The organism is Streptococcus sp. SG2 (assembly GCF_030439925.1).
Taxonomy (GTDB): domain Bacteria; phylum Bacillota; class Bacilli; order Lactobacillales; family Streptococcaceae; genus Streptococcus; species Streptococcus gordonii.
Genome location: NZ_JAQFJD010000005.1, coordinates 32,242 through 58,143, shown reverse-complemented (window position 1 = coordinate 58,143; position 25,902 = coordinate 32,242). Strand labels below are relative to the sequence as shown.

The 25,902-nt window shown below is 41.2% G+C and carries 25 protein-coding genes; 12 read left to right on the top strand and 13 right to left on the bottom strand.

Features of this window, described 5'->3' with window-relative positions; translation table 11 throughout:
* Positions 1-72 precede the first annotated feature (72 nt).
* From PCY09_RS09560 to PCY09_RS09550, 3 genes are all read right to left on the bottom strand, one after another.
* Positions 73-780 (bottom strand): hypothetical protein, encoded by a 708-nt coding sequence (locus tag PCY09_RS09560; RefSeq protein WP_061602327.1) that lies wholly within the window; start codon positions 778-780, stop codon positions 73-75.
* A 15-nt stretch (positions 781-795) separates the two neighbouring features.
* Positions 796-1,488 carry a hypothetical protein gene (locus tag PCY09_RS09555; RefSeq protein ID WP_045634758.1) on the bottom strand — a complete coding sequence of 231 codons (693 nt, stop codon included), beginning with the start codon at positions 1,486-1,488 and terminating at the stop codon, positions 796-798.
* Between the two features lie 712 nt (positions 1,489-2,200).
* Positions 2,201-3,067: a helix-turn-helix domain-containing protein gene (locus PCY09_RS09550; protein WP_061585374.1), complete on the bottom strand. Its 867-nt coding sequence runs from the start codon at positions 3,065-3,067 to the stop codon at positions 2,201-2,203.
* Positions 3,068-3,313: 246 nt separating this feature from the next.
* On the opposite strand from PCY09_RS09550, the gene PCY09_RS09545 reads away from it, so the two are divergent.
* The gene (locus PCY09_RS09545) at positions 3,314-3,700 is read left to right on the top strand and encodes a hypothetical protein (RefSeq protein WP_125366445.1); all 387 of its coding nucleotides are present in this window, start codon (positions 3,314-3,316) and stop codon (positions 3,698-3,700) included.
* A 212-nt stretch (positions 3,701-3,912) separates the two neighbouring features.
* Here the strand turns inward: PCY09_RS09545 and rpmG are convergent, their stop codons facing one another.
* Complete coding sequence (rpmG, locus tag PCY09_RS09540; protein ID WP_001265622.1) at positions 3,913-4,062, bottom strand: 50S ribosomal protein L33; 150 nt, start codon at positions 4,060-4,062, stop codon at positions 3,913-3,915.
* Between the two features lie 15 nt (positions 4,063-4,077).
* Complete coding sequence (rpmF, locus tag PCY09_RS09535; protein ID WP_008809991.1) at positions 4,078-4,260, bottom strand: 50S ribosomal protein L32; 183 nt, start codon at positions 4,258-4,260, stop codon at positions 4,078-4,080.
* 241 nt (positions 4,261-4,501) lie between these two features.
* On the opposite strand from rpmF, the gene ilvD reads away from it, so the two are divergent.
* Complete coding sequence (ilvD, locus tag PCY09_RS09530; protein ID WP_008809990.1) at positions 4,502-6,208, top strand: dihydroxy-acid dehydratase; 1,707 nt, start codon at positions 4,502-4,504, stop codon at positions 6,206-6,208.
* Positions 6,209-6,273: 65 nt separating this feature from the next.
* Here ilvD and PCY09_RS09525 read toward each other — a convergent pair whose 3' ends face one another.
* Positions 6,274-6,615, bottom strand: a complete 342-nt coding sequence (locus tag PCY09_RS09525) for a metal-sulfur cluster assembly factor (RefSeq protein WP_045773053.1) — start codon at positions 6,613-6,615, stop codon at positions 6,274-6,276.
* Between the two features lie 181 nt (positions 6,616-6,796).
* On the opposite strand from PCY09_RS09525, the gene hisS reads away from it, so the two are divergent.
* From hisS to PCY09_RS09505, 4 genes are all read left to right on the top strand, one after another.
* Positions 6,797-8,077, top strand: coding sequence for a histidine--tRNA ligase (gene hisS / locus PCY09_RS09520; RefSeq protein WP_061602326.1), 1,281 nt, complete (start codon positions 6,797-6,799; stop codon positions 8,075-8,077).
* A gap of 89 nt (positions 8,078-8,166) precedes the next feature.
* Complete coding sequence (locus PCY09_RS09515) at positions 8,167-8,376, top strand: hypothetical protein (RefSeq protein ID WP_061585377.1); 210 nt, start codon at positions 8,167-8,169, stop codon at positions 8,374-8,376.
* A 130-nt stretch (positions 8,377-8,506) separates the two neighbouring features.
* Positions 8,507-10,261 (top strand): aspartate--tRNA ligase, encoded by a 1,755-nt coding sequence (gene aspS / locus PCY09_RS09510; RefSeq protein WP_125366441.1) that lies wholly within the window; start codon positions 8,507-8,509, stop codon positions 10,259-10,261.
* The gene (locus tag PCY09_RS09505; protein WP_045504665.1) at positions 10,248-11,183 is read left to right on the top strand and encodes a YitT family protein; all 936 of its coding nucleotides are present in this window, start codon (positions 10,248-10,250) and stop codon (positions 11,181-11,183) included. The genes aspS and PCY09_RS09505 overlap by 14 nt, the downstream gene beginning before the upstream one ends.
* A 228-nt stretch (positions 11,184-11,411) precedes the next feature.
* Here the strand turns inward: PCY09_RS09505 and argS are convergent, their stop codons facing one another.
* Positions 11,412-13,100: an arginine--tRNA ligase gene (gene argS / locus PCY09_RS09500; protein ID WP_125397312.1), complete on the bottom strand. Its 1,689-nt coding sequence runs from the start codon at positions 13,098-13,100 to the stop codon at positions 11,412-11,414.
* A gap of 128 nt (positions 13,101-13,228) precedes the next feature.
* Here argS and argR point away from each other — a divergent pair, with 128 nt between their 5' ends.
* Both argR and mutS read left to right on the top strand, forming a co-directional pair.
* Positions 13,229-13,666, top strand: coding sequence for an arginine repressor (argR, locus tag PCY09_RS09495; RefSeq protein WP_008809983.1), 438 nt, complete (start codon positions 13,229-13,231; stop codon positions 13,664-13,666).
* A 178-nt stretch (positions 13,667-13,844) separates the two neighbouring features.
* On the top strand, positions 13,845-16,394 hold the full coding sequence (mutS, locus tag PCY09_RS09490; protein ID WP_125397311.1) for a DNA mismatch repair protein MutS: 2,550 nt from the start codon (positions 13,845-13,847) through the stop codon (positions 16,392-16,394).
* A 136-nt stretch (positions 16,395-16,530) separates the two neighbouring features.
* Here the strand turns inward: mutS and PCY09_RS09485 are convergent, their stop codons facing one another.
* The 3 genes from PCY09_RS09485 to PCY09_RS09475 form a co-directional block, all read right to left on the bottom strand.
* Positions 16,531-18,762, bottom strand: a complete 2,232-nt coding sequence (locus PCY09_RS09485; protein ID WP_125397310.1) for an alpha-galactosidase — start codon at positions 18,760-18,762, stop codon at positions 16,531-16,533.
* Between the two features lie 480 nt (positions 18,763-19,242).
* Positions 19,243-19,713 carry a DUF3021 domain-containing protein gene (locus PCY09_RS09480; RefSeq protein WP_125397309.1) on the bottom strand — a complete coding sequence of 157 codons (471 nt, stop codon included), beginning with the start codon at positions 19,711-19,713 and terminating at the stop codon, positions 19,243-19,245.
* Positions 19,710-20,150, bottom strand: coding sequence for a LytTR family DNA-binding domain-containing protein (locus PCY09_RS09475; RefSeq protein ID WP_008809980.1), 441 nt, complete (start codon positions 20,148-20,150; stop codon positions 19,710-19,712). Before PCY09_RS09475 ends, PCY09_RS09480 begins: the two co-directional genes overlap by 4 nt.
* Before the next feature lie 184 nt (positions 20,151-20,334).
* On the opposite strand from PCY09_RS09475, the gene mutL reads away from it, so the two are divergent.
* Positions 20,335-22,278 carry a DNA mismatch repair endonuclease MutL gene (gene mutL / locus PCY09_RS09470; protein WP_125397308.1) on the top strand — a complete coding sequence of 648 codons (1,944 nt, stop codon included), beginning with the start codon at positions 20,335-20,337 and terminating at the stop codon, positions 22,276-22,278.
* Positions 22,279-22,313: 35 nt separating this feature from the next.
* Here the strand turns inward: mutL and PCY09_RS09465 are convergent, their stop codons facing one another.
* Together PCY09_RS09465 and PCY09_RS09460 are read right to left on the bottom strand one after the other, a co-directional pair.
* Positions 22,314-22,835 carry an RDD family protein gene (locus PCY09_RS09465; RefSeq protein WP_045504652.1) on the bottom strand — a complete coding sequence of 174 codons (522 nt, stop codon included), beginning with the start codon at positions 22,833-22,835 and terminating at the stop codon, positions 22,314-22,316.
* Entirely contained in the window at positions 22,819-23,322 is a 504-nt protein-coding gene (locus PCY09_RS09460) for a helix-turn-helix domain-containing protein (RefSeq protein WP_061602344.1), read from the bottom strand. The genes PCY09_RS09465 and PCY09_RS09460 overlap by 17 nt, the downstream gene beginning before the upstream one ends.
* Positions 23,323-23,491: 169 nt before the next feature.
* Here PCY09_RS09460 and ruvA point away from each other — a divergent pair, with 169 nt between their 5' ends.
* The 3 genes from ruvA to PCY09_RS09445 are packed head-to-tail and all read left to right on the top strand — an operon-like array spanning position 23,492 to position 25,313.
* Positions 23,492-24,085 carry a Holliday junction branch migration protein RuvA gene (gene ruvA / locus PCY09_RS09455; protein WP_061602321.1) on the top strand — a complete coding sequence of 198 codons (594 nt, stop codon included), beginning with the start codon at positions 23,492-23,494 and terminating at the stop codon, positions 24,083-24,085.
* A 9-nt stretch (positions 24,086-24,094) separates the two neighbouring features.
* Positions 24,095-24,649: a DNA-3-methyladenine glycosylase I gene (locus PCY09_RS09450; RefSeq protein ID WP_061602320.1), complete on the top strand. Its 555-nt coding sequence runs from the start codon at positions 24,095-24,097 to the stop codon at positions 24,647-24,649.
* Positions 24,650-24,653: 4 nt separating this feature from the next.
* On the top strand, positions 24,654-25,313 hold the full coding sequence (locus tag PCY09_RS09445) for a CPBP family intramembrane glutamic endopeptidase (RefSeq protein ID WP_061602319.1): 660 nt from the start codon (positions 24,654-24,656) through the stop codon (positions 25,311-25,313).
* A 50-nt stretch (positions 25,314-25,363) separates the two neighbouring features.
* Here the strand turns inward: PCY09_RS09445 and PCY09_RS09440 are convergent, their stop codons facing one another.
* Entirely contained in the window at positions 25,364-25,774 is a 411-nt protein-coding gene (locus PCY09_RS09440; protein ID WP_061602318.1) for a helix-turn-helix domain-containing protein, read from the bottom strand.
* Positions 25,775-25,902: the final 128 nt, after the last annotated feature.

Genomic DNA, 25,902 nt, shown 5'->3' with positions numbered 1-25,902 from the left:
GTAAGACAAGGGAGCATAAAAAGACACCCTTTTGAGTCCTAGCTCAATGTGCTAAAGGGTGTCTTTTGATTTTTATTCTTTATCTTTAGTCTCTGGGACTTTCTTGAATTTCACTTTGAAATAGGCGGTTACATCATTTACCTCATCTCGTGATTCTAAAGTCAATGTAAGAATGTCGCCTTCAATACTATAGTTATACGTTTTTTCATTTTTAACATCTGCAATAGAAAGTACGACTAATTGCAAAATATTTGGTGTTTCAGGGAAGGTAATCGTATGATTCTTAGTATCGATTTTACCATTTCTAAGTAAAGAATGGACCGTGTAATCATTGTCGTTAGAATCATAAGTAGTGTATTTCATATGGGATTGATAAGTTGCTAAATCTGTTTTTAACTTGCGAAATCTTGCCTTTATAAAACCGTCTTTAGAAATAGTTGACGCAGAGTATTTCTTTAGGTAGTAATCGTAGAAATTGCCGAGACAAGTTCGCATAGGAGCTGTATATTCAAATTCAACCTTATTGTTAGAAATATTCAATGTAGGTGCTAGATCTTTCCAGCCGTCAGAATAGCTTAGCCGCGTAGCCTTTTCTTCATCAAAGTCTTGATAGCCTAAACTACGTTCAACTGAACTTCTAAAGTCAACAGCTTTCCATTTTCCATCAAGGGTAGAGGTTTTGGCAGTGCTAGAGCTAGAGTTAGAATCATTTCCGCATCCTGTGAGTACAAAGAGAGAGCAACAAGCGATTAAGAATGCTTTCATATATTTTTTAAACATCTTTGCTTCTCCTTTCTATTTCTTCTCTTGTTTTTGAACTTGTTTGAAACGGAATTCAAAGTGAGCAGGGAGTCCTTCCTTTGTGGTGGTACCGTCTGCATAAAGATAGAGAATACCATCCTTGATCTCATAATTGTAAACGACTGGATCTAATTTATCGCCTACAGAAGCAGGGAAGGAATTAAGAATTGACAACCCTTCTTTAAATGAGATGGTTTGTTTGCTTTTATCAATATCTCCTGTTGCAGAATATCTGAAAATGCCACTGTCATTATCCATGCTTACTTTATATTGTTTGAATTCTTCAGAAAAACTTGACTCGCCTTTATAAACTTCTTTAATGAAATCAGCTTCTGTTGTTTTATCTTTATCTCTGTAAATTGAATAAAAGGCTTTTGCAAAAGGTGTGACATCGTAATCATAACTTAGGTTAACAGTATTTCCGTCAACTTTTAGTGCCATTTTAAAGTCTTTGAAAGCTTCAATGAATCTTGCAAAAGTGATGCCCTTCATACCTTTGGGAATGAACACTTTTTGAATCGATTCAAGTTCGTCTACAGATTCCCATTCTCCAGACAGGGTGGCCGTTTTCTGATCAGATTGAGCGACATTTTTGTCTGTCTTTTGGTTTTGTCCGCAGCCAGCAATCACGAAGAGTGCTAGGAGAGTGAAGAGAGTAAGAATCAATTTCTTCCATTGTCTAGACATTGTAATTCTCCTTTTTAGTTATAATTTTTTATTACTTTTTTGGACTTGACTTTACCTTATTGAACTTCATTGGATATTCCAAATGAGTTTGTCTTGTTTTATAAAACATAATCTCGCCACCCACATGTGCCATTATTTGGCTTCATTATAGCGTAATTCCTATAATTAAGCTAGTTAGAATCTACATTAAAAGTAGAAATTGGTGAATTTCTGTTATCTAGATAAATTCAATATTAAAGAAACTGTAGCTATTATAAAAACTTTAAATTGATTTTTCAGTTTAGAATAGATAATATAAAATGCAGATATTTTGTTAAAATCAAAAGAAAAAGTCTTTAAAACGTTGGCGTCAAAGGCTTTTTCATTCCCACAAACACTCTATCGCTGACCACACACTGCTTAAGAAAACATGACACTTTTAACAGTTAATTTAGTGAATGCTAAGCCCTTAAAATCAAGATTTCTAGTCATGTAGATGGTTTAAGGATCTAAAGTAAGTCTTGCTTATTCATCATTTTACGCTAATTGCTTTTCAGGAAAAAATGTGTATTTCGGAAGGTTGGTTTTGAGTGGTATATCTTTAAATAAAGGCATTAGTAGTAGTTTAGATATAAAAAAGCCAGCCGAAATCTCTCTGCTAGCTTTTCTATATTCGAACATATAAGAATTTTTCTCATATGGATAAATAATAAAACATTATATTAAAAAGAGTTTAATCATTATCGTAATTGATTAGGTAATTTTTTATTTTGAGATAGAGTACATCATTTCCGTATAATTTAGCTAGTGTTTTTGCATCAGTGTAATATTGTAAAATCTCTTCTTTAGATAGAAATTTTTCACAAGAATTAGCAACGAGAAGAAGTAGAGAAGGCATTTGATATGCTGTATTATTATTTTTACAAAAATCTATGGTTTCTAATGCTGTTTCTAAAGCATCCAGTAATTGACCGTTAATCGTTAAATGATGTGCAAAATTATATTTTAACCGAATATATCCTTCTATATCCTCTTTCAATTGGAAATCTTTTGTTGAATAGATTTGAAGAAGTTTTCTGTAATTTTTTTCATATTCTTCGTTATAGCCTATATTTGAGTAGAAATTTGTTAGAGTATTCAGAGCTTTTAAATAAATATTTTTTTTATAGTCAAGAAAAGAGTCAATGAGATTTTTAAGCAACTCAATTGCACTATCTTTTTTATCATAGTTGTAAAAGAGTATAATAGCTTCAATCCATGTTAAATAAGATTGTTCATCCTCATTAAATGAATTTTGATTGCTTTTTTCAAGGTTGTAAAGATACTCTAAATCATTGTAATTTCTATGTTCTAAAAGCTTTGAGGACATGGCAATAAAGTTTCGTAAATCAGAGACAGTCTCATACGATTCATCGAAAAAGTAATTTATATCCACCTGAAGTTTTTGTGATAAGTTATAAAGAACATCAGCGGAAGGAAAATAGTTTGTTCGTTCGATTTTACTAATTAGACTTTGTTCGCAAATTCCATCAGCCAAATCCTTTTGAGATAGTCCGAGTGATTTTCTTTTTGTTTTAATTTTATTACCTATTGATTGCATATTAAATCTCGTTTGAAATATTTTATATTGAAATTGATAAATTAATTACTAGAACATAGTATATATCATAAGAGATATATTGTCAAAAGTTCAAATATATTTGTAGTTTTAGCAATCATCAAGATTTAAAACAAACTATGTTGTATGAGATATTTATATAAAAAAAGCTTATATGGAATAAAAAATATTGACTTAAAATAATCAATGGTATATAATTTAGTAAAAAGGAATGAAAGGGATTTCAAAATGAAGGGCGATAGAAGTACATATCTTACTAAAAAATTTATAGTTTTAATGGCCGTAACATGTTTTAGTATTTTTCCATCTGTTATGATTTTTGGGAAAATAGGATTTATAATTTATGCAATCTTGTTCTTTTGGACTGTAAAGACATCGCTTGAGATCGAGAAAATTAAAAAGCAAAACAACTTAAATACTGTATCGGATTTATTAAAGGATAAAACTACCGAAGAGTATAAAATGATAGAATCAGATGAAAGGGTAAAAAACTTTATAAGTAGTTTAAGTCAAACAAAAATAATATTATATACGGTCATTGTTGGGGTAATAATAACACTGTTTTCGGTTCTTATTTATTATCTTATTGCTGGTATTGGAGATATGCTGTTTTAGGTTTTGGTAACATAGTAATAACTACTACTATTCTTGACAATTTATCTAACAAATGAAAAGACAGTAGATTTGATGCTACTGTTTTTTATGTATTCAAACTTCTAATCCATTTCATAAAAATCTAGTGATTCAAATGATTTATATTGCAATATATAGCATTTAGAAAAAAGAAAAAACCTATGAAATTGATTTCATAGGCTTTTTTATCTCAATTATTTAACCTCTGTAAACACAACGTGCTTGCGAAGTTTTGGTGAGTATTTCTTCAATTGAAGACGGTCTGGAGTGTTACGTTTGTTTTTAGAAGTAAGGTACAAGCGTTCACCAGATTCTTTGTGTTCAAGTGTAATATTTACGCGCATGGTATCTCCCTTCTATTATTCAGCTGCAGCAGCTTTAGCGATCTTACGTCCTTTGTAGTATCCTTTAAGTGATACACGGTGAGAACGTGAGTAATCTCCAGTAGTTTCGTCAAAAGTTACAGATGGAGCTGTTACTTTATAGTGAGTACGACGTTTGTTTTTCTTCGCTTTTGAGGTGCGACGTGCAGGTACTGCCATTGTTTGTTTCTCCTTTTAGTTTATAATTTCGATTCAGTTTGATGATTTACATCAACTTTAACAGTATATCAAAAGTTTTTTGTAAAGTAAAGTTACTTGACAGATTTTTTTATTTAATTTGAAAATAGCAGAGCAATTATTTTTATAAAATTCTGAAAATTTAAAAATTTTCTCCTGTTCATTTGAGGGCAAGTGTGGTATAATATAGGACACAAAGACCACTGATAGGAAGGGAATAGACATGACAGATAAGCTAGAAAATCGTCATAGAAGTAAGATTTACGATAGCATGGTTAAATCACCAAACCGTGCCATGCTTCGGGCTACAGGAATGACGGATAAAGATTTTGAAACACCTATTGTAGGGGTGATTTCGACTTGGGCGGAAAATACCCCTTGTAACATGCACTTGCACGACTTCGGTAAGCTAGCAAAAGAAGGAGTTAAATCTGCTGGTGCTTGGCCAGTTCAATTTGGGACTATCACGGTCGCTGACGGGATTGCCATGGGTACGCCAGGGATGCGCTTCTCCCTAACGTCTCGTGACATCATTGCAGACTCTATCGAAGCTGCCATGGGCGGGCACAATGTGGATGCCTTTGTTGCTATCGGTGGCTGTGACAAGAACATGCCAGGCTCTATGATTGCCATTGCCAATATGGATATTCCTGCAATCTTCGCCTATGGCGGAACGATTGCGCCTGGAAACCTTGATGGGAAAGATATTGACTTGGTTTCTGTCTTTGAAGGAATCGGAAAATGGAACCACGGAGATATGTCCGAGGAGGACGTGAAACGTCTCGAGTGTAATGCCTGTCCTGGCCCTGGTGGCTGTGGTGGTATGTATACAGCTAATACCATGGCTACAGCTATTGAAGTTCTGGGTATGAGCTTGCCAGGCTCCTCTTCTCACCCTGCAGAATCAGCTGACAAAAAAGAAGACATTGAAGCAGCTGGACGTGCGGTTGTTAATATGCTTAAGATGGGGTTGAAACCTTCTGATATCTTGACGCGTGAAGCCTTTGAAGATGCAATCACAGTGACTATGGCTCTGGGTGGCTCTACTAATGCTACCCTGCACTTGCTAGCCATGGCTCATGCGGCTAATGTTGAGCTGACACTTGATGACTTTAATGTCATTCAAGAGAAGGTGCCACATTTGGCTGACTTGAAACCATCTGGTCAGTATGTCTTCCAAGACCTTTATGAGGTTGGTGGAGTGCCTGCTGTGATGAAATATCTCTTAGCGAATGGCTTCCTGCACGGGGATCGTATCACTTGTACTGGTAAGACAGTAGCAGAAAACTTGGCAGACTTTGCGGATTTGACACCAGGTCAAAAGGTCATTATGCCACTTGAAAATCCAAAACGTGCAGATGGTCCATTGATCATCTTGCATGGTAATCTGGCTCCAGACGGTGCCGTTGCCAAGGTTTCTGGTGTTAAAGTACGCCGACACGTCGGACCAGCCAAGGTATTTGACTCAGAAGAAGCCGCTATTGATGCAGTGTTGGCCGATGAAGTAGTCGATGGTGATGTGGTTGTAGTTCGTTACGTTGGACCAAAAGGTGGCCCTGGTATGCCGGAAATGCTGTCGCTTTCTTCTATCATTGTAGGGAAAGGTCAAGGGGACAAAGTTGCCCTTCTGACAGACGGTCGCTTCTCAGGTGGTACTTACGGTTTGGTTGTCGGACACATTGCTCCAGAAGCTCAGGATGGTGGCCCAATCGCTTATCTCCGTACAGGCGATATAGTAACGGTTGATCAAGATACCAAGGAAATTTCCATGGCTGTCTCTGACGAGGAGTTGGCGAAACGCAAGGCAGAAACAACGATTCCACCGCTTTATAGCCGTGGGGTACTTGGTAAATATGCCCATATGGTATCCTCTGCTGCTAAAGGTGCTGTTACGGACTTCTGGAAACCAGAAGAAACCGGAAAGAAATAGCCAATATATAACAAAAGAACCCGCTAGCTTTCTAGCGGGTTCAATATTTTTATTTCAATGTTTTTCTATTTAGGGCTAATCCCTAGTGCAATACGACCGAAACGGCTGATGCGGGTGATTTTCCAAGCAGGAGACCAAGTGACTTCGACAGAGACACTTTCGATCTCATCAATCTTCTTAAGAGAGTCCATGATGGCGATGGGGAGGCTCTCAGCACAGTCACAGGCTGTGTCCGTAAAGGTCATGACAATCTTGCAGTGGCCGTTTTCGTCTAGGTTGATCTCATAAATCAGACCTAGGTTATATACATCTAGTTCTACATCTGGATCGTAAATGCGCTCGAGTTTTTCTACTAGTTTATCCTGAATTGCAGCTGCTCGGTCGTTGATTTTGATATCGTCTCTCATAGGTATCTCCTTCTATACTAGCTGGAATTGTTTTTATTTTCTCACAATTCTGACATTTTTTCAAGATATTTTCCATAATGAAAACGGATTTAATTCTTACCGTTGGAAAATGCCATTTGTACTCCTAAAAATGCTGGACTTGTGGTAAAATATAGGTACTAAAGAAGACAGAGGTGAGAAGATGAAATTACAAAAACCAAAGGGAACACAAGATATTCTCCCACAAGAGTCTGCCAAGTGGCAATATGTCGAAGAATTTGCTCGTGAGACATTTAGGAAATACAATTATGCTGAAATTCGTACTCCTATTTTTGAGCATTATGAAGTTATCAGCCGTTCTGTTGGAGATACGACAGACATCGTGACCAAGGAAATGTATGACTTCTATGATAAGGGCGATCGCCACATCACGCTTCGTCCGGAAGGGACAGCTCCTGTCGTTCGTTCTTATGTGGAAAACAAGCTCTTCGCACCAGAAGTTCAAAAGCCTGTCAAGCTCTACTATATGGGCTCTATGTTCCGCTATGAACGTCCCCAAGCTGGTCGTCTGCGGGAGTTTCACCAGATTGGAGCAGAGTGTTTTGGTTCTAGCAATCCAGCAACAGACGTAGAAATGATTGCTATGGCAGCTCAATTCTTCAAGGAAATTGGCATCACCAATGTCAGCTTGGAGCTAAATACACTGGGGAATCCTGAGAGCAGAGCGGCTTATCGTCAGGCTTTGATTGATTATCTGACTCCACTGAAGGCTAAACTTTCAGCTGATAGTCAACGTCGCTTGGAAGAAAATCCCCTGCGCGTGCTGGATTCTAAAGAGCCTGAGGATAAGGTAGCAGTAGAGGGTGCGCCGTCTATTCTGGACTATTTGGATGAGGAGAGCAGTGCTTACTTTGAGGCTGTTCGCTCTATGTTAGAGACTTTACAGATCCCGTATGTTATCAATACCAACATGGTCCGTGGTTTGGATTATTACAACCACACGATTTTCGAGTTTACGACTGAGGTGGCTGGCAGCCAGTTGACCATTTGTGCCGGTGGTCGTTATGATGGGCTGGTTGCTTACTTTGGTGGTCCTGAGACTCCAGGTGTCGGCTTTGGTATGGGCTTGGAACGTTTGCTTCTCGTATTGGATAAGCAAGGTGTGGAGCTTCCGATTGAGACGGGTCTGGACGCTTATATTGCAGTTTTAGGGGCTGGTGCCAATGGCAAAGCTTTGGAATTAGTCCAGTCTCTCCGAGCACAAGGTTTTGTGGCTGAACGGGACTATTTGGACCGCAAGATTAAGGCCCAGTTTAAATCAGCGGACATCTTCCAAGCGAAGACCATTATTACTCTTGGCGAGAGCGAGCTGGAAAGTGGCGAGCTGACTGTTAAAAACAATGAGACGCGTCAAGAAGTGACAGTGTCACTTGATGCTATTAAGACAGATTTTCAGGCTGTTTTGGCCCAAATTGGACTCTAAGCAAGTGAAAGCAACAGGTGCTGGAATTCTATTCCAGCCTTCTGTTTTAGTTGAACAATTACAAACGATCATCTACAAAGGAATATTGAATGAAAAAAATAGTCATGCTCTCCCTTATTCAGGCAGTAGCTTTATTTATCATAACGGGTCTTCTGTGTTTATTTATTAGGGGAGATTTCTTTTTCCGCTATCTAGCTCCTATATTTGGCTTGGCGGCAGGTATTTTTCGATTTTTAACAGCTATGGTCAGCAAGGCCTTGGCACCTGCTTTATTTGAAAAGGGCAAGAAGGAAGACTAGGCTTGAATTGACATTTTGTAAAGCCTGCTATTTAGCAAAAATGATTTTTCTAAAAAAATCTTGAGGGACAAGCTTATCCCTCTATCTTTATGGTAAAATAGAACAAGAATTAAAAGTTTGGAGAAAAATAATGAAACGTTCGATGTATGCTGGACGTGTTCGCAAGGAGCACGTAGGTCAAGAAATCACTTTGAAAGGCTGGGTTGCTCGTAGACGAGACTTGGGTGGCTTGATTTTCATTGATTTGCGAGACCGTGAAGGCATCATGCAGCTGGTTATCAATCCTGAGACTGTTTCAAAGGATGTGATGGAGACAGCAGAAAGTCTGCGCAGTGAGTTTGTCATCGAGGTGACAGGTCAAGTTGTTGCGCGTGAGCAGGCTAATGATAAATTGGCAACAGGCGCTGTAGAATTACATGTGCAAAGCCTGGAGGTTCTAAATACCGCTAAAACAACTCCTTTTGAAATCAAAGATGGCATTGAAGCCAATGACGATACACGTTTGCGTTACCGTTATCTGGATCTTCGTCGTCCAGAGATGTTGGAAAATCTCAAACTTCGTGCTAAAGTGACCCACTCTATCCGCAACTACTTGGACGAGTTGGAATTTATTGATGTGGAGACACCATTCCTTTCTAAGTCAACGCCAGAGGGGGCGCGTGACTATTTGGTGCCATCTCGTGTCAATAAAGGTCATTTCTATGCCCTTCCTCAAAGTCCGCAGATTACAAAACAGTTGTTGATGAATGCTGGATTTGACCGTTACTACCAAATCGTTAAATGCTTCCGCGACGAAGACTTGCGCGGTGACCGTCAGCCTGAATTCACCCAGGTCGACTTAGAAACTTCATTCCTTAGTGAGCAAGAAATTCAAGATATCACAGAAGGATTGATTGCGCGCGTGATGAAAGAAACAAAAGGAATCGAAGTGACGCTTCCATTCCCCCGTATGAAGTACGATGATGCCATGGCTCTTTATGGTTCTGACAAGCCTGATACGCGTTTTGACATGTTGCTTCAGGACTTGACAGAGGTTGTCACGGGTGTAAACTTCAAAGTCTTTTCAGAAGCTCCAGCTGTAAAAGCAATCGTCGTTAAAGGGGCTGCAGATAACTATTCACGTAAAGACATCGACAAGATGACCGAAGTAGCCAAGCAGTATGGAGCTAAGGGCCTTGCTTGGGTCAAGGTTGTGGATGGAGAATTAAACGGACCAGTTGCTAAGTTCTTGATTGGCATCCAAGAAAGCTTGATAACAGCACTTAGTCTTGAAGATAAGGATTTGGTTCTATTTGTGGCGGATACGCTTGAAGTGGCGAATGCAACGCTTGGTGCCCTTCGTGGACGTATTGCCAAAGAGCTTGGCTTGATTGATAACGATAAATTCAACTTCCTTTGGGTGGTTGACTGGCCAATGTTTGAATGGTCTGAAGAAGAAGGCCGCTACATGAGTGCCCACCATCCATTCACTCTTCCACAGGCAGAGACCGCTCACGAATTAGAGGGTGATTTGGCCAAGGTTCGTGCCATCGCTTATGATATCGTCTTAAACGGTTATGAGCTTGGTGGTGGTAGTCTTCGTATCAACCAAAAAGACCTTCAAGAACGCATGTTCAAGGCTCTTGGTTTCTCAGCTGAAGAGGCTAATGATCAATTTGGATTCCTCCTTGAGGCTATGGACTATGGTTTCCCACCACATGGTGGTTTGGCTATCGGGCTTGACCGCTTTGTGATGCTCTTAGCAGGAGAAGAAAATATCCGTGAAGTGATTGCCTTTCCTAAGAACAACAAGGCGACAGACCCAATGACGCAGGCTCCAAGTCCTGTGGCTGCAAAACAGTTAGATGAACTGAGTTTACAAGTGGAAGTAAATGAAAAAGACTAAGTTTTATAAAATCCTACGCTATAGGATTCGCCGATTGGCCTATAATTTTCGGCTCTTGAAAGTACTACAGAGCATTTCTAAGGAGAAATATGATGAGAAAATCTCGGCTTCGATTGTCTATGGTTTTCTCTCAGCTGTTGCTGTGAATTTCTTTTTTCAGCCTGGGCATGTTTATTCTAGTGGGGCAACAGGTCTAGCTCAGATTTTTTCTGCCTTGAGTGAGAGATTTATTGGGATGACAATTCCAGTTTCCCTTACATTTTATTTAATCAACATTCCCCTGATGATTGTGGCCTGGTATCAAATTGGACATAAGTTTACAGTTTTCACCTTCATAACTGTTAGTATGAGTTCCTTTTTTATCCAGATTGTTCCAGAGGTGGTTTTAACACAGGACCCTATTATCAATGCTCTTTTTGGGGGTGTCGTGATGGGAACTGGTGTCGGATTTGCCTTGAAAAATAATATTTCTAGTGGCGGAACGGATATTGTCAGTTTGACTGTTCGTAAGCGGACAGGCCGTAATGTCGGCAGCATTTCCTTCGTGGTGAATGGGGTGATTATGCTGATTGCGGGGCTGACTTTTGGTTGGACTTATGCTCTTTATTCGATGATTACCATCTTCGTATCCAGTCGGGTAACGGATGCTGTATTTACTAAGCAAAAGAAAATGCAGGCCATGATTATTACAAGCTGTCCAGATAAGGTTATCGAAAAAATCCACAAACGATTGCATCGGGGAGCTACCATGATTAATGGTGCAGAAGGGACCTATAATCATCAGGAAAAGGCAATCCTGATCACAGTAATTACTCGGGCTGAGTACAGTGAGTTTAAATACATTATGCGTAAAACCGACCCGCAAGCCTTTGTCTCTGTTTCAGAGAATGTCCATATCTTAGGACGTTTTGTGGAGGAATAAGCAAGTAATTGTTGCTTGGCTATAACATAATAAATGCACCTTTTTAGGAGGTGCATTTGTTTTACAAATAAAAATAAGACGAATGGAGCAGTAGATTATTCTATGGTCGCTCTTTGATGATATTGTTAGAAAATGCTGTGAAAAAAATGCTAAATCAAGCTGGATCAGTTAGAATACGACTAGTTGAACAAATTAAAAATGCGCTCTTTAGAGCGCATTTTTAGCTTCTTACATTTTTTCTGGAGCATAAACACCAAGTAGGCGGAGAGCTTCTTTTAGGACTACGGCAGTAGAGTAGCTGAGGGCCAAACGGCTATCGCGTTCTGGGCTTTCGTCCAAGATCCGTGTATGTGCATAGTATTTGTTGAAGGCTTGAGCCAAGCTGATAGCATACTTAGCGATCAATGATGGCTCATAGTTATCAGCAGCACGCTTAACAACACGACCGAAGTCTTGGAGGAGCTTGATGATTTCCCAGCTTTCAGCATCGTTTAGACGGTAGTCAGCATCTGCATCAGGTGTGAAATCTGCCTTACGAAGGATAGACTGGATACGAGCATAAGCGTATTGGATATAAGGTCCTGTTTCTCCTTCAAAGGATACCATAGCTTCTAAGTCAAAGTCATACCCATTGCGGCGGTCTGTCTTCAAATCGTAGAATTTAACCGCACCGACCCCAACAGCATGAGCAACAGCTTCTTTGTTTTCAAGTTCTGGATTCTTGTCTTCAATTTGAGATTTTGCACGGCTAATTGCTTCTTGCAAGGTTGGCTCAAGCAGAATGATATTTCCTTTACGTGTAGACAGTTTTTGGCGGTTCTTAGTAACGAGACCAAAATCTACGTGAGTCATATCATCGCTCCAGTCAAATCCCATCTTCTTAAGGACAGCTTTGAGCTGGCGAAAGTGGTTAGACTGTTCTTGTCCTACGACATAGATACTTTTGACGAAGTTGTAGGTACGAGCCCGGTACATAGCGGTTGCAATATCACGAGTGATGTAAAGCGTAGCTCCGTCAGATTTTTTAATCATAGCTGGAGGAAGGTTGACATCATCAAGGTTGACAATGCTCGCACCTTTTGACTCTTCCAAAAGACCTTTTTCTTCAAGGATTTTAATCCCTTCATCCATCTTGTCGTTGTAGAAGGCTTCACCGTTTAAGCTATCAAACTCAACTCCGAGAAGTTCATAGATGCGGTTGAATTCCACCAAGCTTTCGTCACGGAACCATTGCCAAAGTTCAGTTGCTTCTGGATCACCATCTTCTAGCTTTTTAAACCAAAGGCGTCCTTCGTCATCCAAGGCAGGGTCGTTTTCGATTTCGGCATTGATACGGACATAGAGTTGTAGTAGTTCGTCGATAGGATTTGCTTCGACAGCTTCCTTGCTTCCCCATTTTTTATAAGCGACCATGAGGAGACCGAATTGTTTACCCCAGTCACCCAAGTGGTTGATTTTGATGGTATTGTAGCCCATTTTGCGGAAGATATTAGAAAGTGCATCTCCGATAACGGTAGAGCGTAAGTGACCAACTGAGAAAGGCTTGGCAATGTTTGGACTTGAAAGGTCGATAGTAACATTTTCGCCCTTGCCTTCATTTTGTTGTCCGTAGCCAGCCCCTTCTTTAACTACTTCTTTAATAACTTGACCAGAGATCTCAGCTTTGTTTAAGAAAAAGTTGACATATGGTCCAGTTGCAACAACCTTGTCAAAGTGAGTTGTGTCAATCTTTTCGACAATATCAGCTGCAATAGCTTGAGGAGCCTTGCGTTCTACTTTGGCCAATGAGAAAGCAGGAAAGGCGATATCTCCTAAATCAGAACTTTTTGGCTGTTCGAGTAAATTTAAAATAGCGTCTTGGTCCAGGCTGTCAATCACCTTGGCCAATTCGCTGGCAATGATCTGTTTATTATCCATAGGTGCTCCTTTGAGTCTTTTAATATTACTATTTTATCACATTTTTAAAGGAATCTTCAAATTTTTTGGGTATCATAACAATTTTTTGGTATAATTTAGAGTATAAATATACAACTACCGAGGGGAAAATGAAAAAGAAGAAACGTCATGACTTAATCAAGAAAATGATTAAAGAGGAGAAGTTAGGGACACAAAAGGATATCCAGACTCGTCTGGAAGAAGAGGGTATTTATGTAACTCAGACGACTTTATCCCGCGATTTGCGAGAAATTGGTCTAATTAAAGTCAAGAAAAACGGCCAGCTCTATTATGTTTTAGCGCAAGAAACGGCTCGAATTGATTTGACTGAGGTTTTGTCTTACCATCTTAGAGGGGTAGCCCGTGCGGAATTTACTTTGGTTTTGCATACACGCTTGGGAGAAGCTGCAGTGCTGGCTAACATCATTGATGAAAATAGGGATGAGAGGATTTTAGGTTCCTTAGCAGGTGCCGATACACTCCTATTAATTTGCCGTAACCAGGATACTGCCAAAGAAATCGAAGAGCAGATTTTGGCAAAGATGTAAATTGAAGAATGAAATAGGGCTGAGACAAAAGTTTCAACCTTTTTCTATTTATGGTAAAATCAGGTAAGATGATTCTTGGGTAACCATTAGAGTTCATGGTATAGCAAAAGGTGCTTAGGATTTAAGTGACTAGAGAGTTGGAGCCTACAGGCCTAACTTGTCAACGAGAGAGGAAACTATGGCAACAGAAAAAATATCGCCAGGTATGCAGCAGTACTTGGATATTAAAAAAGACTATCAGGACGCCTTCCTGCTGTTTCGTATGGGGGATTTCTATGAGTTGTTTTACGAGGATGCTGTTAATGCGGCACAGATTCTCGAGATTGCCCTGACTAGCCGTAATAAAAATTCGGAGAATCCCATTCCAATGGCGGGTGTACCTTATCATTCTGCCCAGCAGTATATTGATGTTTTGATTGAGTCTGGTTATAAGGTTGCCATTGCAGAGCAGATGGAAGATCCTAAACAGGCCGTGGGGGTGGTCAAACGCGAGGTGGTCCAGGTTATTACGCCGGGTACGGTAGTGGATTCTAGTAAGCCAGCCGGAGAAAATAACTTTTTGGTTGCTTTGGATAGGCAGGAGCAAGCTTATGGCTTGGCCTATATGGATCTGGCTACGGGAGAATTTCAGGTAACCAGCCTGGCAGACTTTGACCAAGCTTGTGGAGAAATTCGAAATCTCCGAGCTCGGGAAGTGGTCGTGGGTTATTGCTTGTCAGAAGATGAGCAGCAGGTTTTGTCCAAACAAATGAATTTACTTCTGTCAGAAGTCGAGGAAGCAATGGAGGACGTTCAGCTCTTAGGAGATGAGTTATCATCTTTAGAAAAGCAGACGGCAGGGAAGCTTCTGGCCTATGTTTTTCAGACGCAGATGCGGGAGCTCAGCCATCTCAAAAAGGCCCATCATTATGAGATAAAAGATTTTCTGCAGATGGACTATGCGACAAAGACCAGCCTGGACTTGACTGAAAATGCTCGGACGGGCAAGAAGCATGGTAGTCTTTTTTGGCTCATGGATGAAACAAAAACGGCCATGGGAGGACGCCTACTTCGTTCTTGGATCCAGCATCCCTTGATTGATAAGGGACGAATTATCAAGCGTCAAGATGTTGTTCAGGTCTTTCTGGATTATTTCTTTGAGCGGAGTGATTTGGCAGATAGTCTCAAGGGCGTCTATGATATTGAACGCCTGGTAAGTCGTGTGTCATTTGGCAAGACCAATCCCAAGGACCTCCTGCAATTGTCTTCTACTCTGAGCCATGTTCCTCAGATCCGGTCAATTTTAGAAACGATTGAAAGCCCAGCTCTGGAGAGTTTGGTGGCAAGGCTAGATGCGATTCCTGAGCTGGAAAATCTAATCAGCTCTGCGATTGACCCAGATGCTCCACAAGTAATTACTGAGGGCAATATCATTCGAACTGGTTTTGACGAGACTTTGGACCAGTACCGTTTGGTCATGAGAGAGGGGACTAGCTGGATTGCGGACATTGAAGCCAAGGAGCGAGAGGCAAGTGGTATTACTAATCTGAAAATTGATTATAACAAGAAGGATGGCTACTATTTCCATGTAACCAATTCTCAACTCGGCAATGTCCCTAGCCATTTTTTCCGAAAAGCAACCTTGAAAAATTCTGAGCGTTTTGGTACGGAAGAGCTGGCGCGCATTGAAGGCGAGATGTTGGAGGCGCGTGAGAAGTCTGCTAATCTGGAATATGAGATCTTCATGCGCATTCGTGAAGAGGTCGGAAAATATATTCAACGGCTACAAGCCTTAGCTCAAACCCTAGCTACGGTCGATGTTTTACAGAGCTTTGCGGTTGTGGCTGAAAGTCAACACTTAGTCCGTCCAAGTTTTACAAGCAGTCGTAGTTTGCAGATTAAAAAAGGCCGTCATGCGGTTGTCGAAAAAGTCATGGGAGCCCAAAGCTACATTCCAAATAGTATCGAACTGGATCAAGGAACAGATATTCAGCTGATTACTGGACCAAATATGAGCGGGAAGTCAACTTACATGCGACAGCTAGCAATGATTGTCATCATGGCTCAAATGGGATCGTATGTACCAGCGGAAGTAGCCAGTCTTCCGATTTTCGATGCTATCTTTACACGAATAGGTGCAGCAGACGATTTGGTGTCTGGCCAGTCGACCTTTATGGTGGAGATGATGGAGGCTAATCGGGCCATTCGGCAAGCAAGTGAACGCTCTTTGATCCTTTTTGATGAACTGGGGCGGGGGACTGCGACTTATGATGGGATGGCTCTGGCGCAAGCAATTATCGAGTATATTCATGATCGTACCAAGGCCAAGACTCTTTTTGCAACTCACTATCATGAGTTGACAGACCTGTCAAAGAGCTTGACACGGTTGGAAAACGTCCATGTGGCAACTTTAGAAAAAGATGGGCAAGTGACATTTTTGCATAAGATTGAAGCAGGACCTGCTGACAAGTCCTATGGGATTCACGTTGCAAAAATTGCTGGTTTGCCAAAAGATTTACTGACAAGGGCAGATGCGATTTTGACTGATTTAGAAGGAAGAGAGGATCAGAAAGCCATCTTCGATTCAGACAAGTCTCAAGGCACCCTTTTGCGACAGGACTCTATGGGGCAACTTGATTTGTTTACTGCTGAGCATCCAGTTCTGGAAACCTTACGTGGGCTCAATTTGAATCAAATGACACCGATGGATGCTTTATTGCTCCTTTCTGACTTACAAAAAGATTTATAGGTTATCTAGTTCGCTTTGGGAAGAAAGCAAGAAGTAGATAACAAGAACAAAAAAATCTGATGAATAACTAAAAACACTCCTGGATCTATTTTTCTAGATGGGGAGTGTTTTCTTGTATTTTATAAAAAAGTTGCCTTTAAAGATTCTTTTGTTTGATTACCCAAAGTCTCGAATCAAAGTCATACGTTTTGGGCAAAGGTGCCCAATCAGTGAGTTCTCCACTAGAAGAATCTGTGATACTAAAACCGGCCCTCATGAGCTCATAGCCACTATAGTCGTGTCCGTTAATCTCATAGGTAGCTTCTGGATTTAAACCGGTCAGACGTAGTCGTTGACAGGAACGATTGACTTGATTGAGGAGTTTGTAATGGGCTAAAATGGCTGTATCTTTATTTTCGCTGACAACCATCCAGGCTGTTTCTTGAGAATCAAATGGAGATAAGAGTCGATAAAAGTTGCCACTGTGAAAGAGTTTGCGATGTTCTTTGTAAAAGGCAATCTGCTGAGCAACTTGATCCAATTCTTGGCTACTTAGCTTGTTCAGGTCTAATTCATAACCAAAAACTCCAAAGTAAGCAACATTTGCACGTGTTTTTAATGGAGTGATACGATTGAGCTGGTGGTTAGGAACAGTTGAAACATGGGCTCCCATTGACGAGAGAGGATAGAGTAGGCTGGTACCGTACTGGATTTTCAAGCGTTCGATAGCATCAGAATCATCGCTAGTCCATCCTTGTGGAGCGTAGTAGAGTATGCCCGGATCAAAGCGGCCTCCTCCTGAGGAACAGGACTCAAACAAGACATTAGGATAAGCACGGGTCAATCGATCATATAACTTGTAAACGCCAAGAACATATCTGTGAAAGACCTCTCCTTGCTGGTCTGCTGGAAGTTCGCAGGAGTAGACTTCTGTCAGCGAACGGTTCATGTCCCATTTGATGTAGTCAAGCTTAGCTTCCTCAATGATAGCGGACATTCGTTGGAAAATATAGTCTACAACCTCATCAGAGGTAAAGTTTAAGACAAACTGATTTCGTCCGTGACAGGATGACCGATCAGGAGTATGGATATACCAATCAGGATGATCTCGAAAGAGTTGGCTGTCTTTATTGACCATTTCTGGCTCAAACCAAAGACCAAATTTTAGGCCGATTTCTCGGATTTTAGAAGCTAGATTTCCTATACCATTGGGTAGGCGATCTCGGTTTGCGAACCAATCTCCTAAGCCAGTCTTATCATTTACCCGTTTGCCAAACCAACCGTCATCTACCACAAAAAGTTCTACTCCAACCTTTTTAGCTCCTCTGGCAATCTCAAGAAGCTTTGTTTCTGTATAATCAAAGTAGGTAGCCTCCCAGTGATTTATCAGAATAGGTCGTTCTTTTTCTTTCCATTGACTGCGAGCCAATCGAGTTCTAAAAAGTTGGTGGAAGACTTGACTCATCCCGTTGAGACCTTGATCAGAAAAGACGATGAGGGCTTCAGGACTGATAAAGCTTTGGTTTGGTTCAAGTTTCCATGCAAAGTGGAATGGATTAATTCCTAGTTGTAGACGGGTTACATCCCAGGTGTCCACTTCAGCCTGAATCAAAAAATTACCTGAGTATACCAAGCTAGCCCCGATGACTTCTCCCTGATGTTCAGTTGTTTCTTTGCGTTTTAGTGCAACAAAAGGATTATGATGAGGACTGGAAATACCTCGTGTTGATTGGATAGCTTGGATGCCTTGTTGGAGAGGGCGAGTCTTGATATGGCGTTCCCTAGCCCAGGCACCGGATAATTGCAACCATTCGTAGTTTGCATCGGGCAAATCTAAGTTTAGACTGGCTATTTGCTCAATAAACTGATTGGCCGCTCCACAGTTACGAATCTCAGTGTGACGACTAATAACTGGAAAATCTTGGAAGATTGTGTAATGCAGATCCACTTCTAATCCAGTTAGATCATCTTTTAGGGTTACAATCAGAGTTTGACATTCCTTCTCATCTACTACATATGTAGCTGGCAAGCCGTCCAATAGAGGTTTACCGAACTGAATGTCGTGTTTGTAGTAACAAAAATCAGTAATCTGAGACCCGTTCTCTTGGCGAATGGAGATGGCCGGATGGCGAAAATCACTGGTTCCGTACTCAGGGAGTTCCTGTTTTAGATGCTCTAAAGAATAGAAGACGTCCCCTTCTTTGCGGTAAGCAGTCATTGGGCGAGAGTTCATCTCAAGGAAGTGACTGTAATCGCCGTCAGGCAAGCTCTTCCCGTAATATAGATGAAGAAGCTTGCCATCATCACTGACCTTGAAAATGTAGCTAATCTGTTCATTGCTCAAATGAAATTGCTGGGCAGATTCTAAAAAATGAATTGAAGTAGTCATACCGATTTCCCTTTCTATTTTTTAGTTGATAAACTAACTACTATATGAGAACTCTATCTAATTTTTAGTTCAAAATAATGTGGAGTAGGACCCCTCCAAATAACAAGATAGAGAATTTATTTAGAAAGCTACAAAAAGGAAAATTAATATACGCTGTATAATCAGGAAAAAACAGTTTCTTGGTGCTTTTCCCTCATATCAGCTTTTGATTAAAACGATTAAATATATATCTTATTATATCAAAAAAATTAGTTTATCCAAGCGAATGCATAGAATTTTTAATACCAAAAAAACTAGAGTATGAATAGCTTTCTTAGACAAAACAGAGATAAATTTCCATCAAATACAAATGCTATCCATATTGATCAAATCCTCCTACTCATTTCTCCATAAAAACAGAAAAAAGATAGATGGATGGGTGACAAAAAATACTAAGCGCTCTTTTTTGCTAATCAGAATTCTATAGATGGGGTAGGAAAGTCAGTCTTTAGGAAGGAGCTGTGCATTTATCTTTTGAATTTTACGGTAAGTGTGGTAGTAGATGGCGCCTGAAATGATTAGATAGATAAGGGTGAATTCCCCGACAGCAGTCAGTGTCAGGCTAATTATTTTTTCTCTTGGGAAAAATCCGGCTAGATTTGCCAAAAGTGCAAAGGTCAGAATCATCACGCCATAGTGGCTGACGACGGAGCGCAGGATGCTCCAGTCTCTTTGGAAGAAGCTTCCGCTCCATCTGAAAATAGCTCCCATGATAAACCAGATAAGCAGGCAGTAGAGCATAATGAGGGAAACATGGACATGCTGGCTCAAAAAGAAGTGGCCGATAGGAGAGCGAGGGTGCAGCGGTAGATAAGCTGGATTGTAAAAATAAGAAACAATCATGGAGAAGAAGAGACCGATGAAAATCCCTCCAATCCCTCCGAAAAAGAGTTCTTTAAGACGAGTTTTCATAATTGCAACCTTTCTTTGATAGATTTAAGATAGCGGCGGGACGAGTATGTCTGATCACCGTTTTTCAGAAATATTTGAATCAGACCATTTGGAGTCAGCTTGAGGTGGCTGATTTGTCGGCTGTTGATAATCTCCGACTGAGAAATCTGCAGGAAATAGTCCGGCAGGACCTGCAGCAACTGATAAAGAGCTTGTTGAACTCGATAGCCATCTTTTGCTGTTCGAACCTGAACCTGGCGATTTTCTGTATAGATTCGGTGGATTTCTTTAGCATCCAGCAGATAGATTTCATCTTCTTTTTTGACATGAATCTTGTCTTCTTTGCCTAGATGTTGAGCAAAGTGGACCAATTCCTGAATGCTTTCTGTCATGAGGCGAGCCTCAATGCTGACGGAGTCTTCGGTGACTTGAGAATCGATTCTTAGCTTAACTTTCATAACTTCCTCCTTTCACCTTTATTAAACCGCAACTTGGCAGCGAAAACAAGCCCCTTTGTCTATGTGGCAGCTATTTGTGTCTATCTGGTTTGTCTTGTGAGCAGAGTGGTTGAGAAAAGGCTGCCTTCTGATAGAAAGAGCCCAATGTGTTATAATAGATAGCAGAACAAATACGGAGAAAATGATGTCAAAAATTATCGAACTTCCAGAAATTCTAGCCAATCAGATTGCGGCCGGTGAGGTCATTGAGCGACCCAGTAGCGTGGTCAAGGAGCTAGTAGAAAATTCAATTGATGCGGGTGCAAGCCAGATTACCATCGAAATTGAGGAGGCCGGACTCAAGACTATCCAGGTGACAGATAATGGTGAGGGCATAGATCACGAAGATGTCCCTCTGGCCCTTCGCCGCCATGCTACCAGTAAAATCAAGAAACAGGCGGATCTCTTTCGGATTCGGACACTGGGTTTTCGTGGCGAGGCCATTCCTTCCATTGCTTCTGTATCGCGTTTTACCATTGAGACTGCAACAGAAAATGGCCAGCACGGGACTTTGCTAGTTGCCCAAGGCGGTGAAATAGAAGAGCACGAGCCTACCAGCAGTCCAGTGGGAACGAAAATCAAGATAGAAGATCTTTTCTTCAATACTCCCGCCCGGCTCAAGTATATGAAGAGCCAGCAGGCTGAGCTATCCCATATCGTTGATGTGATTAATCGGCTTAGTCTGGCCCATCCAGAAGTGGCTTTCACCCTTATCAGCGACGGCCGAGAAATGACACGGACTGCCGGCAGTGGTAATCTGCGTCAGGCTATTGCAGGCATTTATGGTCTGGCAACAGCTAAGAAAATGGTGGAAATCTCTGCTTCAGACTTGGACTTTGAGGTGAGCGGCTATGTCAGTCTGCCTGAGTTGACTCGTGCGAATCGGAATTATATTACGATTCTCATCAACGGCCGCTACATTAAGAATTTCCTGCTCAATCGTGCTATTTTGGACGGCTACGGCAGCAAGCTTATGGTAGGCCGCTTTCCACTAGCAGTCATCAATATCCAGATTGATCCCTATCTGGCCGATGTCAATGTCCATCCGACCAAGCAAGAGGTGAGGATTTCTAAAGAGCGCGAACTCATGGCCTTGATTTCGCAAGCCATTGCGACCAGTCTCAAGGAGCAAGACCTTATCCCAGATGCTTTGGAAAATCTAGCCAAATCAACTGTTAAGCGTGCGACTAAACCCGAACAGACCAGTCTTCCTCTGAAAGAAAATCGCCTCTACTACGATAAGGAGCGGAATGACTTCTTCCTCAAACCAGAGGTGGCGGAGCAGCAGTTATCCTTTGAAGAGTCAGCAAAGCCTGTTCATCAAGCGACAGATGAAAAATCAGAACCGCAACCGACTTCGGTCAAATTCGCAGAGAGAAAGCCAGCCAGCTATGAACAACTAGACCATCCAGAGCTAGACCAGGCCAGTCTGGAGCGGGCTGTGGATAAGTTGGGACAGGAAGAGAAATCAAGCTTCCCAGAGTTAGAATATTTCGGTCAGATGCATGGGACCTATCTCTTTGCTCAGGGCAAGGGCGGACTTTACATTATTGACCAGCATGCCGCCCAAGAGCGGGTCAAGTATGAGTATTATCGGGAGAAGATTGGAGATGTGGACAATAGCCAGCAGCAGCTCTTAGTGCCCTATATCTTTGAATTTCCAGCGGACGATATGCTGCGGATCAAGCAGCGGATAGAGCTGTTAGAAGACGCTGGCATCTTTTTAGAAGAGTATGGAGCCAACCAATTTATCCTCCGTGAGCATCCCATTTGGTTCAAGGAAGAGGAGATTGAGGCAGGCATCTATGAGATGTGTGATATGCTTCTCCTGACCAAGGAAGTTTCCATCAAGAAATATCGAGCAGAGCTAGCTATTATGATGAGCTGCAAACGCTCCATCAAGGCCAATCACAGTCTGGATGACTACTCTGCGCGTGACTTGCTCTTTCAGCTGTCCCAGTGTGACAATCCTTACAACTGTCCACATGGCCGGCCGGTCTTGGTCAACTTTACCAAGTCGGATATGGAAAAAATGTTCCGCCGCATTCAGGAAAATCATACTAGCCTACGGGAGTTGGGGAAATACTAAACTTTATAGAAGATCAAACAGCCCTAGTCATGGAACTAGAGCTGTTTTTGATGTTTGAGCTGAACTTGTGTCCCAGCAAGTAAATCAGCTGGATGGCGTTTGTCCTTGCGAAGCAGTCCCATCAGCAGAAAGATCAAGAAGAGAATCCCTGCTGAAGTTGACAAGAAAATTGACAGAGCATCTGCTTGATAAGCACTACGGATAGCTCCTATATGTCCCAGCTGCCAAGGGAAAAACTTGATAGCAGAGCGTAAAAGGCTGTGGGAAAGATTCTTATGTTTGTAAACCAACTGTAAACCTGCCCAGCGCTTGCCAAAACTGGCTTTTCTATAGTCGAGCCAAGCAAAGATGATAGTTAGAGGCAGGACGGAGCTAGAAAAAGCCAGTAGCTGGCTCTGGGCTTCAGTGAATGCAGGAATGCCCCCTAGAACCAGATTGTAAAAGCCAATAGCTAGTAAAAAAAGAGCAATGAGGTAGCCTGAGATGAAAAGCCAGTCTCCCATCAGCTCTTTCAGACGAGTTTTGACAGGTATGGGATTATCAGTTTTTAGTTTCATCTTGAGCCCTTTCTTTCTTAGAATCATCAAGCCCGATAACCTTGTCCAGATACTTTTTCTTAATCTTTAGCGCCTTGTTAATAGCTACTGCTGATGCGATTAAGAGGAAGAAGGCCAACCAGACCAAGGCAGTAAATTTTGCTGGAAAGCTAGAACCTGCGAAAAAGAGAAAGATAGCCAGGGCTGAGACAAAAATATACAGAACCTGCCAGAAGCCATAAGATTTCACTTCCTTGTAGTAGCGATCTTTTTCATCTTCCGAGAGGACGGGTTTTATTTCCGTCTTGTCGCTGTCTTCTAAAAGCAGATAATCTATCGTCACTTGGAAAATCTTGCTCAGTTCTACAACTTTTTCGAGCTCTGGCAGCGCTTGGCCAGACTCCCACTTGGAAATGCTCTGGCGAGAGACATTGATTTGTTCAGCCAGTTTTTCTTGTGACCAGCCTTTTTCTTTTCTTAGTTCAAATAATTTATCAGCGAGTTTCATCATCGCAGCCTCCTTTTCTTTGCTAACTCTATCCTAACAGCTTTTAGTTATCTTGAGAATACAGCTTCCTGTACATTTTGTCAACCAATGGTTGCACTTCTGTTTGCAGTTTCCAGACAGAAAATATGGTATACTAGATAGGCAAAATGATACAAAAAGAAGGAAGATTATGTACGAATATTTTAAAGGAATCATCAGTAAAATTACAGCCAAGTACATCGTATTGGAAGTCAACTCTATTGGCTATATTCTTCATGTGGCCAACCCCTATGCATACTCAGGGCGTCTTCATCAGGAAGCTAAGGTCTATGTGCACCAGGTGGTGAGAGAAGACGCGGAGCTTCTGTACGGCTTTGCGACCGAGGAGGGGAAGCAACTTTTTCTCAGCTTGATCTCAGTCTCAGGTATTGGCCCAGTGTCTGCTCTGGCTATTATTGCGGCTGATGATAATGCCGGCTTAGTGCAAGCCATTGAGCAGAAAAACATCACCTACCTGACCAAGTTTCCTAAGATTGGTAAGAAAACAGCCCAGCAGATGGTGCTGGACTTGGAAGGTAAGGTGGTAATAGCTGGTGACGATCTTTCTGCCAAGGCTGCAGTGCAAGCTAGCAATGAAAACCAAGAACTGGAAGAAGCCATGGAAGCCATGCTGGCTCTGGGTTACAAGGCTGCTGAGCTCAAGAAAATCAAGAAATTCTTTGAAGGAACGACGGATACAGCAGAAAACTATATCAAGTCTGCTCTTAAGATGTTGGTGAAATAGGAGAAAGCGATGACCAAACGCTGCGGCTGGGTAAAAATGAACAACCCCTTGTATGTGGCCTATCATGATGAGGAGTGGGGCAAACCCCTCCATGATGATCAAAAGTTATTTGAATTGCTCTGCATGGAGACCTATCAGGCTGGACTTTCTTGGGAGACTATTCTCAATAAACGTCAGGCTTTTCGGGAAGCTTTTCATTTCTATGATGCCCAGAAAATTGCTCAGATGACAGATGCAGATCTGGATGATTTATTGGACAATCCCGACATCATCCGTAACAAGATGAAAATTTATGCAACTAGGGCTAATGCCCAAGCTTTTTTGGCTGTTCAGAAGCAGTTTGGCTCTTTTAATGACTATATCTGGTCCTTTGTAGATTTCAAAACGATTGACAATCAAATTACGAACTACAAGGAAGCGCCAGCTAAGACAGAGCTGTCAGAAAGCATGTCCAAGGCGCTGAAAAAGCAAGGCTTCAAATTTGTCGGTCCTGTTTGTGTCTATTCATTCCTAGAAGCAGCAGGCCTTATCAATGATCATGAAAATGATTGTGACTGGAAGTAGAACGATGAAAACAAGAAAATTTCAGCTCATTTTTATTTCACTATATACAATTCTATTTATAGGCAGAGGGTTACAGTTTATTGGACAAAAATGGATGACCTATCCAGTTTACTCTCTTTTGTTTACATTGGGGATCTTGGCTTATCGGGAGGAATTGCAGGAGCAATTTTCTTTGATTCTGCCTAAGAAGAAGGAGTTCCTTAAAACAATCTCCTTGTATATGCTCCTTATTTTTCTCCTGACAATTGCTTCGAATCTACTATCAGGATCTCTTAAACAGAGTCTAGGATTGCCCCTCCAGGGACAGAATGATGCTCGGATTCAAGCTGCGCTTTTAGAAAATCCTTATCTGTTCTTGCTTGTTGGTTGTTTTGTTGGACCAGTTGTGGAAGAACTTTTCTTTCGTCGCTTTTTCTTAGGGACTTTCTTGGCAAAATATTCAGATAGGCTCGGCCTTGCTTTGACTGTTTTTCTGTTTGCTACTCTTCATATGCATAGCTTGGTTTTGTCAGAGTGGCTGACAGCCATTTCCTATATTGGAGTAGGATTCGCTATTTCTTTAATTTATCTGAAAAGGGAAAAAAACATCTGGTATCCAATTACTCTCCATTGTTGTAACAACGTTATTGCTTCTACTATTACCTTATTGACTATAATTAAATGAAAACCTAGAAGTTTCAGACCTCTAGGTTTTTTGTTATTCTCTTTATCTCCTCATTCTTCCTTCTGCATCCAAATCTTTTCCTTGATAAAGATGCGCAGTTCATAGAATAGCATAAAGAGGGTGGAGATGAGGAAGCCAGCCATAAAGATATGGTGCAAGTAAGCAAAGACACCAATATAAACCAAGATGGAAAAAAGGTAGAGGATGACTAAATAATGCCATTTCTTGGCCTTGCTGTCTTCGATGACCTTTTTCTCCAAACGCCCGTCCTCCTTGATGAGTGTGTCCAGGCTGATATCAAATTCCCGACTGATAGCGATGAGATTTCCAATTTCAGGGATACCTTTTTCGCTTTCCCAGCGAGCAATGGCAGAGCGGGAAACCTTGAGCCTTTCCGCCAAGGCCTCCTGAGTGAGTTGATTTTGTTGACGAATATCTTTGAGTACTTGTGAAATTTTCATGATGATCTCCTTTCTTCAAATAAAATTATTTAGCTGATTTCCTTTTTTCATCTTTATTATAAAAATAATGAAACCATTTGCCAATAGCATTTCCCTAACAATCCAGTTATTCTCCATAACAGATAACT